Origin of the sequence: Pseudomonas sp. FP603 (assembly GCF_030687415.1) — a bacterium.
GTDB classification, from domain to species: Bacteria; Pseudomonadota; Gammaproteobacteria; order Pseudomonadales; family Pseudomonadaceae; genus Aquipseudomonas; species Aquipseudomonas wuhanensis.
In genome coordinates this window covers 1,421,259-1,436,564 of sequence record NZ_CP117431.1, presented here as the reverse complement: position 1 = coordinate 1,436,564, position 15,306 = coordinate 1,421,259, and the positions used below count along the sequence as shown (strand labels likewise).

Below are 15,306 nucleotides of genomic sequence, written 5' to 3'. Positions count from 1 at the left end.
CAAGCCCGCTCCCACATTGGATCGCATTTCTTCAGCGATTCAGTCGTCGCTGACGGTGATATTTGGCATCGCCGGCGATGCCGCTTCCTGCAACACAATCCGCGCGCCGACATGGCGGGCCAGTTCCTGGTAAACCATTGCGATCTGACTGTCCGGCTCGGCGATCACCGTTGGCTTGCCGCCATCGGCCTGTTCGCGAATCAGCATCGACAGCGGCAACGAAGCCAACAGTTCGACACCGTACTGGTTGGCCAGCTTCACACCGCCACCTTCACCGAACAGATGCTCGGCATGCCCGCAGTTGGAGCAGATGTGCACGGCCATGTTTTCCACCACGCCCAGCACCGGGATGTTGACCTTGCGGAACATCTCAACGCCCTTGCGCGCATCCAGCAATGCCAGATCTTGCGGGGTGGTCACGATTACCGCACCGGCCACCGGGACTTTCTGCGCCAAGGTCAACTGGATGTCGCCGGTGCCTGGCGGCATGTCGATGACCAGGTAATCCAGATCGCCCCAGGCCGTTTGCGTGACCAGTTGCAACAGCGCGCCGGAAACCATCGGTCCGCGCCAGACCATCGGCGTGTTATCGTCGGTCAGGAAGGCCATGGACATCACTTCGACGCCATGGGACTCAATCGGAATGAACCACTTCTGATCCTTGATCTTCGGTCGGGTGCCTTCAGGGATGCCGAACATGATGCCCTGGCTCGGACCGTAGATATCCGCATCGAGAATCCCGACCTTGGCGCCTTCACGAGCCAGCGCCAAGGCCAGGTTGGCAGCCGTGGTGGACTTGCCCACGCCACCCTTGCCGGACGCCACGGCCACGACGTTCTTGACGTTGGCCAGCCCCGGAATCTGTGCCTGGGCCTTGTGCGCGGCGATCACGCTGGTGATCTCGACGCGCGCGGTGACGACGCCGTCCAGGCCTTCGATGGCCAGTTGCAGCAACTGCGCCCAGCCGCTCTTGAACAGACCGGCGGCGTAACCCAGTTCCAGCTGGACGCTGACGCGATCACCCTGGATATCGATGCCGCGCACGCACCCGGCGCTGACCGGGTCCTGATTCAGGTAAGGGTCGGTGTATTGGCGAAGGACGGCTTCCACCGCTGCGCGATTGACGGCGCTCATGGGCAACTCCGATAGCAAGACTGAAAAATCAGGGGGGTATCCTACCTGTTCTGATGGTTTGGCGGGATGTTCAAAAGAATGAATCATCCAATGAAACAGGCTCACGGGGTGAAAAATATGCGCCGGCGCTTTATAGTGGCCGACCTCCGTTTCATCAAGTAGCCGAGCCCCATGTCCGAGCCACGCAAGATCCTCGTCACCAGCGCCCTGCCCTATGCCAATGGTTCGATCCACCTCGGCCATATGCTGGAATACATCCAGACCGATATGTGGGTGCGCTTCCAGAAGCATCGCGGTAACCAATGCATTTATGTCTGCGCCGACGACGCCCACGGTTCGGCCATCATGCTGCGCGCGGAAAAGGAAGGCATCACCCCGGAACAACTGATCGCCAACGTCCAGGCTGAACACAGCGCCGACTTTGCCGAGTTCCTGGTGGACTTCGACAACTTCCACTCCACTCACTCCGAAGAAAACCGTGAGCTGTCGAGTCAGATCTATCTGAAGCTGCGCGACGCCGGGCACATCGCCACGCGCTCGATCACGCAGTACTTCGACCCGGAAAAGAAAATGTTCCTGGCCGACCGCTTCATCAAGGGCACCTGCCCGAAATGCGGCACCGAAGATCAGTACGGTGACAACTGCGAAAAGTGCGGCGCGACCTACGCACCGACCGACCTGAAGGATCCGAAGTCGGCCATCTCTGGCGCCACCCCGGTGCTCAAGGATTCCCAGCACTTCTTCTTCAAACTGCCGGACTTCCAGGAAATGCTGCAAGCCTGGACCCGCAGCGGCACGTTGCAAGAGGCCGTGGCCAACAAGATCGCCGAATGGCTGGACGCCGGCCTGCAACAGTGGGACATCTCCCGCGATGCGCCGTACTTCGGCTTCGAGATTCCCGATGAGCCGGGCAAATATTTCTACGTGTGGCTGGACGCGCCGATCGGCTACATGGCCAGCTTCAAGAACCTGTGCAACCGTACGCCGGAGCTGGACTTCGACGCGTTCTGGGGCAAGGACTCCACCGCCGAGCTGTACCACTTCATCGGCAAGGACATCGTCAACTTCCACGCCCTGTTCTGGCCCGCGATGCTCGAAGGCGCCGGTTTCCGTAAACCGACCGGCATCAACGTACATGGCTACCTGACCGTCAACGGCCAGAAGATGTCCAAATCCCGCGGCACGTTCGTCAAGGCGCGGACTTACCTGGATCATCTGTCGCCGGAATACCTGCGCTACTACTACGCCGCCAAGCTGAGCCGTGGGCGTCGACGACCTGGACCTGAACCTCGAAGACTTCGTGCAGAAGGTCAACTCCGACCTGGTCGGCAAAGTCGTCAACATCGCCAGTCGTTGCGCCGGTTTCATCCATAAAGGCAACGCCGGTGTGCTGGTCGCCGGCAACGCCGCGCCGGAATTGACCGACGCCTTCCTGGCTGCCGCGCCAAGCATTGCCGAAGCCTATGAAGCTCGCGACTTTGCCCGTGCCATGCGCGAAATCATGGGCCTGGCCGACCGCGCCAACGCCTGGATTGCCGACAAGGCGCCGTGGTCGCTGAACAAACAGGAAGGCAAACAGGATGAAGTCCAGGCCATTTGCGCCTTGGGCATCAACCTGTTCCGCCAGCTGGTGATTTTCCTCAAACCGGTATTGCCGCTGCTGGCCGCCGATGCCGAGGCGTTCCTGAACGTCGCCCCACTGACCTGGAACGACCACGCCACCTTGCTCAGCAACCATCAGCTGAACGAGTTCAAACCGTTGATGACCCGCATCGACCCGGTAAAAGTACAAGCCATGACCGACGCCTCGAAAGAAGACCTGACCGCCAGCGCAACCGACACCGGCGAAGCTGCACCCGCCGGCAACGGTGAACTGGCCAAGGATCCGTTGTCGCCAGAGATCGAGTTCGACACCTTTGCCGCCGTAGACCTGCGCGTTGCGCTGATCGTCAAGGCCGAAGCCGTGGAAGGTGCCGACAAACTGCTGCGCCTGACCCTGGACATCGGTGACGAGCAACGAAACGTGTTCTCCGGCATCAAGAGCGCCTACCCGGATCCGTCCAAGCTCAATGGTCGCCTGACCATGATGATCGCCAACCTCAAGCCCCGCAAAATGAAATTCGGGATCTCCGAAGGCATGGTGATGGCGGCCGGCCCTGGCGGTGAAGAAATCTACCTGCTGAGCCCCGACAGCGGCGCCAAGCCGGGTCAGCGCATCAAGTAAAGCCCTGCGGTAAACCGATCCCACAGTCGTGCCCGGCGCGACTGTGGGATTTTCATGTCTGGCCCACCCTCCTTCCTTGCCGGATAATGCCTAACCTTGTTAGACAGGCCTCCTTTTGCCGGCACGATCATGACCGAACTGCTTCTTACGCTTATCAGCGCTGCCCTGATCAACAACCTCGTGTTGCACTGGCCGCTGGGCGTCGATCCGGTGCTGGGCAGCGAGCGGCCACAGATCCACGCGCTGGGCATCGCGACAACGTGCCTGATGTTGATCGTCGGAACACTCGGCTATGCGCTCTACCACTGGCTACTGGTGCCGTTGGGGCTGACGTCGCTGCGTCTGTTCGTGTTCCTGCCGTTGAGCGTTCTGCTGATCGGCCCCCTGCAAAAGCTGCTTTCACGTTTATTGGCGAAGCTTTCATTCGATGGCCTCTGGCCCCTGCTGCTGGGGAATGCCGGGGTGCTTGGGCTGACGTTGCTCAACGCTCAAGACGACAAGGGCATTTTCCACGCCATAGCCCTGAGCCTTGGCGCCGGGCTGGGTTTCTGGCTGGTACTGAGTCTGTTCAGCGACTTGCGCCAGCGCACACTCGATAACGATATCCCCCTGCCCTTTCGTGGCCTGCCGATCGAGTTGATCGGCGCCGGATTGATCGCGGTGGTTTTTCTCGGATTCAGCGGGCTGATCAAAACATGAGTCTGATTCAACGCATCGACGCCCTCTTGCCGCAGACCCAATGCGGCAAGTGTGGCCACCCCGGATGCAAACCCTACGCCGAAGGCATCGCCAGCGGCGAGCCGATCAACAAGTGCCCACCGGGCGGCAGCGAAACCATCGCAGCCCTGGCCGACCTGCTGAAAGTGCCGGTGCTGGAACTGGACGTCAGTCGCGGTTCGGCGCCGGCGCAGATCGCTTACATCCGCGAAGCCGAATGCATCGGCTGCACCAAGTGCATCCAGGCCTGCCCGGTCGACGCCATTGTCGGCGCGGCGAAATTCATGCACACGGTCATCGTCGACGAATGCACCGGATGCGACCTCTGCGTGGCGCCCTGCCCGGTGGATTGCATCGAGATGCATCCGTTACCGCTGGCCACGGTGCTGCCGATTATCGGCGGGCTGGCGTTCAGCCTGGAGGAACAACAAGCCCGGGCCGCCAAGCGCAATCACGCGCGACGCCGTTTCGAACAGCGCAATGCCCGTTTGCATCGCGAAGAGGAACAGAAACTCGCCGAACGCCAGGCCCGTGTCCAACGCGCCATGCAGCCCAGCGAAGTGACGCTCGACCCGGTTCAGGCTGCACTCGAGCGCGTCCGCGCACAGAAGGCTGCCAACGCCGATGCCGCGTTGAAAAAGGCCAAGGTCGATCTGGCGATGAGTCGGGCGCAGCTGAACAAATCGCTCAAGGCCTTCGGGCATCCACCAACCTTCGAGCAGCAATCGCAACTGATCGTACTGCAACAGCAGTTCGACGCCGCCGAACAGGCACTGGCGCAACTGGAGAGCAGCGCACTACCGGTCTCTGCGGCACCTGCCCCGGCAAAAGATGCCGAGCTGAAACGAGCGAAGATCCAGTTGGCCATGCGCCGCGCCGAACTCAAAAAAGCACAAGCAAGCGAGGCGCCGGCCGAACAGATCGAAGCGTTGCAACATGCGCTCAGCGAAGCCGAGCGTCAGGTGGATGCCTATGTCACCCCTTGAATCGGTGGACGAACGCCTTCAGCAGGCCATGAAGCTGGTATTGCTGGCCACCGTGCCAGGGATGCTGATGTTGTTCTGGCTGTACGGCTGGGGCGTGTTGATCAACCTGATTCTGGCGGCTGCCACCGCACTGGCCGTTGAGGCGGCGGTGTTGCAGCTGCGCAAGCAACCGGTAAAACCGACGCTGAGCGATGGCAGTGCGCTGGTCAGTGCGACGCTGTTGGCACTGGCCTTGCCGCCTTATTGTCCGTGGTGGCTGACGGTCAGTGCTGCGGCGTTTGGACTGTTTTTCGGCAAGCATCTGTATGGCGGCATCGGCAAGAATCCGTTCAATCCGGCGATGCTCGGTTTCGCACTGGTCCTGGTGATGTATCCCCAGCCAATGACCCATTGGCCGGCGTCCCATGGCATGGATTTGTTCGGTGGGCTGCAACAGGTGTTCGGCTTCAGCTTCGGTCAGGCACCCGATGCATGGGCCCAGGCCACGGCGCTGGACAGTCTGCGAATCAACAAAAGCCTGACCATGGAAGAACTGTTCGCCGGCAATCCGGCATTCGGCCGTTTTGGCGGCCGAGGCGTGGAATGGGTCAACCTGGCGTTTCTGGCAGGCGGGGCGTTTCTGCTGCAACGGCGGGTATTCAGTTGGCATGCGCCGGTCGGCATGCTCGCCAGTCTGTTCATCATCAGCCTGTTGTGCTGGAACGGTACGGGCTCCGACTCTAATGGCTCGCCACTGTTTCACCTGCTCACTGGCGCGAGCATGCTCGGTGCCTTCTTCATCGTGACGGAACCGATATCCGGCGCAAAAAGCCCCACTGCCCGATTACTGTTCGGCGCAGGCGTGGGGTTACTGACTTACCTGATTCGGACGTGGGGCGGGTATCCGGACGGCGTGGCCTTTGCGGTTTTGCTGATGAATCTCTGTGTACCGGCGCTGGAACGGTTTGCCGCGTCCAGAGAGGAGCAGGTTGCCCCATGAACCGAGCGACGAGCGTTGTGATCCTGCTAGTGCTGGCAAGCCTGGGGATGGGCGCGACGTACCTCGTGCAGCACACCAGCGCCGCGCGCATTACCGCTGAACAACGCCTGATCGACAGCCGCCAGTTACTGGATCTGCTACCGCCCGGCAGCTACGACAACCAACCACTGGAACACCCTCTCAGTCTCGAAAGCACTCGACTGGCCAACAGCACACTGTTGGGTGGCTACCTGGCGTCCAAGGCCGGCCAACCGAGCGCCGTGTTGCTGCGCAGCCAGACTCTGGGCTACGCCGGCTCCATTGAATTGCTGATCGCTATCGACCCCCAAGGCAAGTTAGTGGGGGTCAAAACTCTCAGGCAATCGGAAACCCCGGGGCTGGGCGGCAAGCTCGCCGATTGGCCCAATGCCTGGCTTCAGGTGTTTACCGGCAAGTCTCTAACCGCCCCCAATGACAATGGCTGGGCCTTGAAAAAGGACCAAGGGCAATTCGATCAGATCGCTGGCGCGACCATCACCTCAAGAGCGGTGATCAATGCTACCCATGACGCATTGCGCTACTTCGATGAACACCGGCAACCGCTGATCGGGAGCAGCGCCCATGAATAAGTCATCGACCCTGCAGAACTCGCTGATGCTAACGCCGTTGATCGGCGTCACTGATTCGTTGGTAACGGCTTTGGGCCTGTGGCTGATGTTTGCTCTGGTACTCAGTGCTTACGGTGCGAGCATGGGCGTCTTGCGTTCGCGACTGATTCCGGCCACACATTTGCTGGCATGCCTGCTGCTGGCTGCCACGCTGACCAGTTGCGCGGAACTCGCCACGCAAGCCTGGTCGCTCCAATGGCACCAGCATCTGGGCTTCTACGCAGGATTGATCGCCTTGCAATGCGTTGTGCTGGAACATAACGGTTTTTTCCAGAGCGCATGGCGTGATCGATTGCGTCTGTGCGGCCTGTTCGGCGCCTTGATGGTGGGCTTGGGCCTGCTGCGCGAGTTCATCGGCAACGGAGCACTCGGTAGCCATCTGTCCTGGATGGCCGGTGCCACGCAACCGGACTGGCAAGGCTGGACGCTGATCGCCGACGGTGGCCTGCATCTGGCCACGCTGGCACCTGGCGGGTTTATTCTACTGGGACTGCTGATCGCCGCACATCAAGCCTGGACCCACCGCCCGGCTGCCCCACATTGACCGCCTTCGAGGAAACGCATCGCCCATGAATGCCGCAAAACGTCTTGAAATTTTCCGCAGGTTTCACGAAGACAACCCTGAGCCGAAAACCGAACTGGCCTACTCCTCCCCGTTCGAATTGCTGATCGCCGTGATTCTCTCGGCGCAGTCGACCGATGTCGGCGTGAACAAGGCCACCGCCAAACTGTTCCCGGTGGCCAATACGCCGGCGGCGATCCATGCCTTGGGCGTCGAAGGGCTGTCGGAGTACATCAAGACCATTGGCCTGTTCAACAGTAAAGCGAAAAACGTGATCGAAACCTGTCGTTTGCTGGTGGAGCGCCATGGCGGTGAAGTACCGCAGACCCGCGAGGCACTGGAGGCATTGCCCGGCGTCGGTCGCAAGACCGCCAACGTGGTGCTCAATACCGCCTTTCGTCAGTTGACCATGGCCGTGGACACTCACATTTTCCGGGTCAGCAACCGTACCGGCATCGCTCCTGGCAAGAATGTGGTGGAGGTGGAGCAAAAACTGATGAAATTCGTGCCGAAGGAATATCTGCTCGACGCTCATCACTGGCTGATTCTCCACGGGCGCTACGTTTGCCTGGCCCGCAAGCCGCGTTGTGGCAGCTGCCGGATCGAGGATTTGTGCGAATACAAGCAAAAGACCTCGGACGATTGAGGCGCTATTAGTTTTATTGATCGACCGATTGAAAAAATCTTTTTTACCCGCCGGGAAATTGTCGATATAAGGAGCGCCAAAGGGCAGCCTTAGCCTGGAGTTAACCTTATGAGCACTGGCAAAGAGCAATTGGACGTAGAAGACGACTTCACCCCCGTTGAGGCCGATGACGCAGAGCCGGTAGTGGAAGTGGCGAAGACCAATCTGAGCAAACGCCGCACCATCGACAATCTGCTGGAGGAGCGCCGACTGCAGAAGCAATTGGCCGATTACGATTTTGACTTGTGACACTTAAAAGCCTCCCGAAACGGAGGCTTTTTACTAAGTGCCGACCCCTGATAAACGCCCGTTCATCGCGCCTCGTCAAACGCTGGCAACTTCATACCAGGCCATTGCGCTGGGCCAATTCGATCAGGTCGACCAGTGAGCGAGCATTGAGTTTTAAAAGAAGACGAGTCTTGTAAGTACTGACTGTTTTATTGCTGAGGAACATTCCATCGGCGATTTCCTTGTTTGTCTTTCCTCGGGCCAACTGTTGCAGGACCATCATCTCTCGCCCGGACAAACGATCCACCATATCAGCTTCACTGGCGTTCCCCAGACTGGAGCGCACGGTATGCAGAGCCTGATTAGGAAAGTAGCTATAACCTGATAGCACGGCTTTTATTGCACTGAGCAACTCAGTGAGATCCTGTTGTTTGCAAACATATCCGGCGGCCCCCGACTGCATGCAACGCATGGAAAAATGTCCTGGCGCCTGGGATGTCAATATCAGCACTTTAAGAGGCATCGCCGTCGATGTCAGGCGCGCGATAACTTCCAACCCATCCAGTTTCGGTATTCCAATATCCAATATAACAATGTCCGGCATAAGATCACGAGCGAGTTGCAATGCGTCCACACCATTATCTGTTTCTGCAATGACTTCGTAGCCATGACGTTCCATTAGCATACGTACCGCGAGACGAATGACGGGGTGATCATCCACGATCAGCACTTTATTCATGGGCAAGTCCAATTTTCGCTGTTCGAATTTTTAGAGCCCGCACCATAGCCTAGTCGTTTCACCCATGGCATGCCGTTACCCCCAGCCACTCGCAGCGAGAGACATAGCCTACAAACAACACGGATTATTCCTACAAAAAATCATTGCGTAACATGAGTCATGGGATTGCCACTAGCCGAACGGCGCTCGGCACTTCGACAGTTTTTTTGTATCGACTTTAAACCAAAAAAACACAAGAACGGGGTTTGATACTAGTAATCCGACAGACTTCAACTATTGAGCTACCCTTAAAAGTAACGAGCATTTTCCAATCCCTGCACAACTGGAATCGAGCGACTTATGAAAGCTCATATACAGCAACATTTCACCCACAAAATAAACCCATATAATTTTAAAACAAATAAACAGCCATACCTGAACCAATAACAATACAGCTACTATAACGCCCCCTATTACTCAGCAAAAAAAAGGAGCCCAAAATAACAACAGAAAAAAGTCACTCATTAAACACAGCCCCGAGATCCACCCCACAAACAAATCGAGAAGAAATAATATCTCCATGAGCAGAAGACATGATAAAACTCAAAAAAAGAATCACCAACCCCATGACAATCATTGCAATATTTGCAGTATTATCTGAAACATCGGCCGCTGTATCCCTCCCCTTTCTCGACAACAAGGAAAGAGAACTCTATGTCTGGTTCCTGATTAGCTTTCCCTTTTATTTACTTTTTCTTTTTTTCGTCACACTCAACTTCAACTATCGATCGCTTTACGCGCCCTCTGACTTCGAGAAAGGGAAGCACTTCATGAAAGTCATGGAGAACGCTAACCGGTCAGGAAACGACCCTTCCTGGATACCACCAGAAAGCTCGACCCAGCACCATGTACGCCTGCCCGAGCACTTAAAAGACCTGCATATCATTGATGCACGCTGGATGAACAATAAAATGGCATTCAACGCCTTGATGGAGAAAATTCAGCAAGCACAGGAAAATCCTGCGCAGGTGATCGTATTTCTCACCTGTGCCGAATCGGAGACGCAGCTGAAGGAAAGTGCGTTCCAGCTTTCAAAACACACCAGGAAACGCAACGGCGCAACGTTCTGCATTGCTTACAATTTGAATTCACACGGTCTGACGATGATTGGTCAAAATCTTTACAGGCACACAGCAGCCAGCTCTTGAAGAGCCATCGGGGAAAGAAGCGAAGAAAGGAATTAACACAGACAAGAAGAAAAGCTGAACACGCAGTGTACGACAGGGTATCCCTCTTTCAGATTTGTGGCCTCATCAATGAGGCCACAAATCCATTACCGACTCAAAGGTCTCAAAAAAGCTTCCGGCCTTTGTTCGCCGCGATGCGCATGCGCAAGGCGTTGAGCTTGATGAAGCCCGCCGCATCGGCCTGGTTGTAGGCGCCGCCATCTTCCTCGAAGGTCGCGATGTTGGCGTCGAACAACGACTCGTCGGACTTGCGGCCAGTGACGATCACGTTGCCCTTGTACAGCTTCAGGCGCACTACGCCGTTCACGTGGGCCTGGGAAGCGTCGATCATCTGTTGCAGCATCAGACGCTCAGGGCTCCACCAGTAACCGGTGTAGATCAAGCTGGCGTATTTAGGCATCAGCTCGTCTTTGAGGTGAGCCACTTCGCGGTCCAGGGTGATCGATTCGATCGCACGGTGAGCGCGCAGCATGATGGTGCCGCCCGGGGTTTCGTAGCAGCCACGGGACTTCATGCCGACGTAGCGGTTTTCGACGATGTCCAGACGGCCGATACCGTGTTCGCCACCGATACGGTTCAAGGTCGCCAGCACGGTGGCCGGGGTCATTTCGACGCCGTCCAGTGCCACAATGTCGCCGTTGCGGTAGGTCAGTTCCAGGTATTGCGCTTTGTCAGGAGCCTTCTCCGGGGAGACGGTCCAGCGCCACATGTCTTCTTCGTGCTCGGTCCAGGTGTCTTCCAGCACGCCGCCTTCATAGGAGATGTGCAGCAGGTTGGCATCCATCGAGTACGGGGATTTTTTCTTGCCGTGACGCTCGATCGGGATCGCGTGCTTCTCGGCGTAATCCATCAGCTTCTCGCGGGACAGCAGGTCCCATTCGCGCCATGGAGCGATCACTTTCACACCTGGCTTCAAGGCGTAGGCGCCCAGTTCGAAACGAACCTGGTCGTTGCCCTTGCCGGTCGCGCCGTGGGAAATGGCGTCAGCGCCGGTTTCGTTGGCAATTTCGATCAGGCGCTTGGCGATCAACGGACGAGCGATGGAAGTACCCAGCAGGTACTCGCCTTCGTAAACGGTGTTGGCGCGGAACATCGGGAACACGAAATCGCGCACGAATTCTTCGCGCAGATCGTCGATGTAGATTTCTTTTACGCCCATGGCCTGTGCCTTGGCGCGGGCCGGTTCGACCTCTTCGCCCTGACCCAGGTCAGCGGTGAAGGTCACTACTTCACAGTTATAAGTATCCTGCAGCCACTTGAGGATCACCGAAGTGTCCAGGCCGCCGGAATACGCCAGAACGACCTTGTTTACGTCCGCCATGCCATCACTCCACGGGGTTCTACGGAAAGCCGTCAAGTCTACCGCCCATGCAGAATAATTTACAGAGGCGCGACAGCTTATGACGACGAAGCGACAGATTATGTCGAGCGAGCGACGATTTCAGCAGCTTCAGGAGGCCTTCGCGCTGCCCGCGGAAGCGGTGGCTTGAGGCGCCGGTGTCTCGGTCGGCGCTACCCGTTCGAGGCGTACGGCAACCCGACGGTTCTTCGCCCGATTGGCGGCATTGTTGTTCGGCGCCAGAGGATAGCGCTCACCGTGAAAACGCAGGGTGATCTGCGATTCCTGGATACCGTGGGCCTTGAAGAAGTCCATCACGGCCAGCGCCCTGCGTCGTGACAGCTCACGGTTGGTCAAGCGGTTGCCGCTGTTGTCGGAATGGCCGTCGAGTTCAATATGGTTGACCGTCGGATCGGCTTTCATGAATTCCAGCATGACCTGCAAATGGGCCTTGGCTTGGGCGTCGAGATCGATGCCTTCCCCCGGAAAGCCGACTTCGGATTGCTTCACCTGCTCGAAATTCTGCGGCAGCAACTTGGCCACGCAACCCTGATAGTCACTGTAGGCCTTGCTGAATTTGACTGGCAGCAGACGGACTTCAGACACCCGGCCGTCACCTGAGGAGTGTCGAACGACCGGGCTGCGGCCATCCATCAACCCGCTGATCAGGCGCCCGGCCTGAACTTGCGAGCTGTTGAACAGCACGTTGCCACTGCCGATTCGCACCGAGCCCAGGTTGATGTCGCCACGCCCCGGCTGCCATGGTGCAGCGGCCGCCAGCAAGGTCGCGGAACCGCCACCGATCATCGAGTTGTAAGCCTTCAAGCGAAATGTCGCCTGCTCGCCGGCACGACGCACGAACTCACCCGAGCCGAAATCGGTGATGGGTTGAGTCAGGCGGCATTCGAACTTGTCGCCTTCGACCGTCCACTCGATGCTCTCCAGAGGGGTCTGAAAAGTGAGCGCCATCGCAGGAAGGCTGGCAAACACACTGAGCAAGGCTAAATAACGCTGGCGCACGGGAGGCTCCACTGGCTTCTGCAACAAAAAGACCGACACACATATTTACGGCATACCTGTTGGATATCGGAAGCTTGCCGCAAAACTTGATAGCGAGTGCCTGCAAGAGTCTTTTCCGGTAGCATTCCCCTGAGTTTGACCCGCCTGGAATCCCCTCATGTCCGACCGCCTGACCCTGCTGCGTCCCGACGACTGGCATATTCATCTTCGCGATGGTGCTGTGTTGCCCAATACCGTCGCGGATGTCGCGCGCACCTTTGGTCGCGCCATCATCATGCCCAACCTGGTACCGCCAGTGCGCAACGCTGCTGAAGCCAATGGCTATCGCCAGCGGATTCTCGCCGCGCGTCCGGCCGGCAGCCGTTTCGAACCGCTGATGGTGCTGTACCTGACCGACCGCACCCAGCCCGAAGAAATTCTTGAAGCCAAGGCCAGCGGTTTCGTTCACGCCGCCAAGCTGTACCCGGCCGGCGCGACCACCAACTCGGATTCTGGCGTCACCAGCATCGACAAGATTTTCCCCGCGCTCGAGGCCATGGCCGAAGTCGGGATGCCCTTGTTGGTTCACGGTGAAGTCACCCGTGGCGATGTCGACGTTTTCGATCGTGAAAAAATCTTCATCGATGAGCACATGCGTCGAGTGGTCGAGCGCTTCCCGACCCTCAAAGTGGTGTTTGAACACATCACTACCGCCGATGCCGTGCAGTTCGTCAACGAGGCTTCGGCCAATGTCGGTGCAACCATCACCGCGCATCACCTGCTGTACAACCGCAACCACATGCTGGTGGGCGGGATTCGGCCGCACTTCTATTGCCTGCCGATCCTCAAGCGCAATACCCACCAGGAAGCCCTGCTCGACGCCGCTACCAGCGGCAGCGACAAGTTCTTCCTCGGCACCGACTCGGCACCCCATGCCCAGCACGCCAAGGAAGCAGCTTGCGGCTGTGCCGGTTGCTACACCGCTTATGCCGCGATCGAGATGTATGCCGAAGCCTTTGAACAGCGCAACGCGCTGGACAAGCTCGAAGCCTTCGCCAGCCTCAACGGTCCGCGTTTCTACGGCCTGCCGGTGAACACCGATCGCATCACCCTGGTCCGCGACGAGTGGACCGCCCCAACCAGCCTGCCGTTTGGCGAGCTGACCGTAATCCCGCTGCGCGCCGGTGAAAAACTGCGCTGGCGCCTGCTGGAGGAACACGCGTGAGTGAAGACCATTTCGACGACGAACAGGACGGTAATGGCGGCGGAGGCGGTTCCCGCCATCCAATGGCAGCCAGGTTCCGTGGTTACCTGCCGGTCGTTGTCGACGTAGAAACCGGTGGCTTCAACTCGGCCACCGATGCCCTGCTGGAAATCGCCGCCACCGTGATCGGCATGGATGAAAAAGGCTTTGTGTACCCTGAGCACACCTATTTCTTCCGGGTCGAGCCTTTCGAAGGCGCGAACATCGAAGCGGCAGCCCTGGAATTCACTGGGATCAAGCTCGATCACCCATTGCGCATGGCCGTGAGTGAAGAAGCGGCCCTGACCGATATCTTCCGCGGTGTGCGCAAGGCTCTGAAGGCCAACGGTTGCAAACGGGCGATTCTGGTCGGACACAACAGCAGCTTCGACCTGGGTTTCCTCAACGCCGCTGTCGCGCGCCTGGACATGAAACGCAACCCGTTTCATCCGTTTTCCAGCTTCGACACGGCGACCCTCGCCGGCCTGGCCTACGGTCAAACCGTATTGGCCAAGGCCTGCCAGGCAGCCGATATCGACTTCGACGGTCGCGAGGCCCACTCGGCCCGCTACGACACCGAGAAGACGGCTGACCTGTTCTGCGGCATCGTCAATCGCTGGAAACAAATGGGCGGCTGGGAAGACTACAACGACTGATGCCTGTCGCCGGTTTATCCCGCCCATAAAAAAACCGGCCTCAGTGAGGCCGGTTTTTTATGGCCGGACGCCTGGCTTACAGCGCAGCAGCGTGCTCGGTCAGGTACGCTGCAACGCCTTCTGGCGAAGCGTTCATGCCTTTGTCGCCTTTTTTCCAGTTGGCCGGGCAAACTTCGCCGTGCTCTTCGTGGAATTGCAGAGCGTCAACCAGACGGATCAGTTCTTCCATGTTACGGCCCAGCGGCAGGTCGTTGATGATCTGCGAGCGGACAACGCCTTTGTCGTCGATCAGGAACGCACCACGGAACGCCACGCCGTCAGCGGACTGAACGTCGTAAGCCTTCATGATTTCCTGCTTGATGTCAGCAGCCATGGTGTAACGAACCTGGCCGATACCGCCATTGTTCACCGGGGTGTTACGCCATGCGTTGTGGGTGAAGTGCGAGTCGATCGAAACGGCGACCACTTCAACATTGCGTGCCTTGAAGTCAGCCATGCGGTTGTCCAGAGCAATCAGCTCGGACGGGCAAACGAAGGTGAAGTCCAGTGGGTAGAAGAACACCAGGCCGTATTTGCCTTTGATGGCCGAGGACAGGGTGAAGCTGTCTACGATTTCGCCATTGCCGAGTACGGCCGGTACGGTGAAGTCAGGGGCTTGTTTGCCTACGAGTACGCTCATTGGATATCTCCTGGTGTAATAACGTTGAAGAACAGAGTTCATGCCAGCCTGTCACCCTCAGGCGACAGCCCTGTGACACGAACCTCCTTCGCAAAAGGCCGACCATCATACACCGCGTTTTTCGCCTGTCCTCAACGGTTTTTTCTTGAAGGTAAAAAGGCCGCTGTTATATTTTTTTCATGGCAGCTGTGAAGGCCGTTCGTCAGTCACAAGCCTTTATGACGAAAAGCTTTCAGAAACCACTTTGACAATCATTCTCGTTA

General features: G+C 57.9%; 15 protein-coding genes and 1 pseudogene. 11 read left to right on the top strand and 5 right to left on the bottom strand.

Annotated elements, in window-relative coordinates; genetic code table 11:
• Positions 1–39: 39 nt before the first annotated feature.
• Positions 40–1,134, bottom strand: a complete 1,095-nt coding sequence (gene apbC / locus PSH65_RS06625) for an iron-sulfur cluster carrier protein ApbC (protein WP_305425448.1) — start codon at positions 1,132–1,134, stop codon at positions 40–42.
• 171 nt (positions 1,135–1,305) lie between these two features.
• Between apbC and metG the strand changes: the two are divergent.
• From metG to PSH65_RS06585, 8 genes and pseudogenes are all read left to right on the top strand, one after another.
• A pseudogene (metG, locus tag PSH65_RS06620) lies at positions 1,306–3,358 on the top strand (methionine--tRNA ligase).
• A 129-nt stretch (positions 3,359–3,487) separates the two neighbouring features.
• Positions 3,488–4,057, top strand: coding sequence for an electron transport complex protein RnfA (locus PSH65_RS06615; protein WP_305425447.1), 570 nt, complete (start codon positions 3,488–3,490; stop codon positions 4,055–4,057).
• Complete coding sequence (gene rsxB / locus PSH65_RS06610) at positions 4,054–5,061, top strand: electron transport complex subunit RsxB (protein WP_305425446.1); 1,008 nt, start codon at positions 4,054–4,056, stop codon at positions 5,059–5,061. The genes PSH65_RS06615 and rsxB overlap by 4 nt, the downstream gene beginning before the upstream one ends.
• Positions 5,048–6,040: an RnfABCDGE type electron transport complex subunit D gene (locus tag PSH65_RS06605; protein ID WP_305425445.1), complete on the top strand. Its 993-nt coding sequence runs from the start codon at positions 5,048–5,050 to the stop codon at positions 6,038–6,040. The genes rsxB and PSH65_RS06605 overlap by 14 nt, the downstream gene beginning before the upstream one ends.
• On the top strand, positions 6,037–6,648 hold the full coding sequence (locus PSH65_RS06600) for an RnfABCDGE type electron transport complex subunit G (protein WP_305425444.1): 612 nt from the start codon (positions 6,037–6,039) through the stop codon (positions 6,646–6,648). Before PSH65_RS06605 ends, PSH65_RS06600 begins: the two co-directional genes overlap by 4 nt.
• Positions 6,641–7,231: an Rnf-Nqr domain containing protein gene (locus PSH65_RS06595; RefSeq protein WP_305425443.1), complete on the top strand. Its 591-nt coding sequence runs from the start codon at positions 6,641–6,643 to the stop codon at positions 7,229–7,231. The genes PSH65_RS06600 and PSH65_RS06595 overlap by 8 nt, the downstream gene beginning before the upstream one ends.
• Before the next feature lie 25 nt (positions 7,232–7,256).
• A complete protein-coding gene (nth, locus tag PSH65_RS06590) occupies positions 7,257–7,895 on the top strand; it encodes an endonuclease III (RefSeq protein WP_007938911.1) in 639 nt (212 codons plus the stop codon).
• A 108-nt stretch (positions 7,896–8,003) separates the two neighbouring features.
• Positions 8,004–8,183, top strand: a complete 180-nt coding sequence (locus PSH65_RS06585; protein ID WP_007898493.1) for a PA3496 family putative envelope integrity protein — start codon at positions 8,004–8,006, stop codon at positions 8,181–8,183.
• Between the two features lie 91 nt (positions 8,184–8,274).
• Here the strand turns inward: PSH65_RS06585 and PSH65_RS06580 are convergent, their stop codons facing one another.
• The gene (locus PSH65_RS06580) at positions 8,275–8,901 is read right to left on the bottom strand and encodes a response regulator transcription factor (RefSeq protein ID WP_008069501.1); all 627 of its coding nucleotides are present in this window, start codon (positions 8,899–8,901) and stop codon (positions 8,275–8,277) included.
• A gap of 572 nt (positions 8,902–9,473) precedes the next feature.
• Here PSH65_RS06580 and PSH65_RS06575 point away from each other — a divergent pair.
• The gene (locus PSH65_RS06575; RefSeq protein WP_305425442.1) at positions 9,474–10,088 is read left to right on the top strand and encodes a hypothetical protein; all 615 of its coding nucleotides are present in this window, start codon (positions 9,474–9,476) and stop codon (positions 10,086–10,088) included.
• Between the two features lie 142 nt (positions 10,089–10,230).
• Here the strand turns inward: PSH65_RS06575 and PSH65_RS06570 are convergent, their stop codons facing one another.
• Complete coding sequence (locus PSH65_RS06570; RefSeq protein ID WP_223489117.1) at positions 10,231–11,448, bottom strand: argininosuccinate synthase; 1,218 nt, start codon at positions 11,446–11,448, stop codon at positions 10,231–10,233.
• Positions 11,449–11,577: 129 nt separating this feature from the next.
• Positions 11,578–12,486, bottom strand: coding sequence for an OmpA family protein (locus PSH65_RS06565; RefSeq protein WP_305425441.1), 909 nt, complete (start codon positions 12,484–12,486; stop codon positions 11,578–11,580).
• Positions 12,487–12,643: 157 nt separating this feature from the next.
• Here PSH65_RS06565 and pyrC point away from each other — a divergent pair, with 157 nt between their 5' ends.
• Together pyrC and rnt are read left to right on the top strand one after the other, a co-directional pair.
• A complete protein-coding gene (gene pyrC / locus PSH65_RS06560; protein WP_305425440.1) occupies positions 12,644–13,690 on the top strand; it encodes a dihydroorotase in 1,047 nt (348 codons plus the stop codon).
• Positions 13,687–14,364, top strand: coding sequence for a ribonuclease T (gene rnt / locus PSH65_RS06555; protein WP_007898509.1), 678 nt, complete (start codon positions 13,687–13,689; stop codon positions 14,362–14,364). The genes pyrC and rnt overlap by 4 nt, the downstream gene beginning before the upstream one ends.
• A 76-nt stretch (positions 14,365–14,440) precedes the next feature.
• On the opposite strand, the gene PSH65_RS06550 is transcribed toward rnt, so the two are convergent.
• Positions 14,441–15,043, bottom strand: a complete 603-nt coding sequence (locus PSH65_RS06550; RefSeq protein WP_007938920.1) for a peroxiredoxin — start codon at positions 15,041–15,043, stop codon at positions 14,441–14,443.
• Between the last annotated feature and the right edge of the window lie 263 nt (positions 15,044–15,306).